We start from the raw sequence: 709 nt of genomic DNA on the forward strand, positions 1-709 counted from the left end.
GGTGAACGATACTGTGTCAACGGATGAAGACACTGCAGTTACTATCGATGTATTGGCGAACGACAGCGATCCAGAAAACGATACGCTGACTATCACAGCGGCATCGGTACCAGCAGAGCAAGGTACGGTGACGATTGTCGACGGCAAGTTGGAGTTTACACCTGCTGAAAACTTCAATGGCGACGCAACCATTAGCTACACCATCTCAGACGGTCAGCTAACCGACGATGCAACGGTTGCGGTGACGGTTAATCCAGTGAATGACGCGCCAGTGGCAGTAAACGACACTGTTGCAACAGATGAAGACACCGCGGTTACTATCGATGTGTTGGCGAACGACAGCGATCCAGAAAACGATACGCTGACTATCACAGCGGCGTCAGTACCTGCAGAGCAAGGCACCGTTACCATCGTGGATGGTAAGTTGGTCTTCACACCTGCTGAAAACTTCAATGGTGACGCAACGATTAGCTACACCATCTCAGATGGTCAGCTAACAGACGATGCAACGGTTGCGGTCACGGTTAACCCAGTCAACGACGCACCAGTGGCAGTGGATGACACTGTTACAACAGATGAAGACACTGCGGTTACTATTGATGTGCTTGCAAACGACAGCGATCCAGAAAACGATACGCTGACTATCACAGCGGCATCGGTACCAGCAGAGCAGGGTACGGTGGCGATTGTTGACGGCAAACTGGTCTTC

The 709-nt window shown here is 51.3% G+C and carries 1 protein-coding gene; it reads left to right on the plus strand.

Going from position 1 to position 709, the window contains the following annotated elements:
* Positions 1–709: Ig-like domain-containing protein (locus OH459_RS28050; RefSeq protein ID WP_269989900.1), on the plus strand; the 709-nt coding region annotated here is incomplete at both ends.

Origin of the sequence: Vibrio sp. MM46 (assembly GCF_027587135.1) — a bacterium.
Lineage (GTDB): Bacteria > Pseudomonadota > Gammaproteobacteria > Enterobacterales > Vibrionaceae > Vibrio > Vibrio harveyi.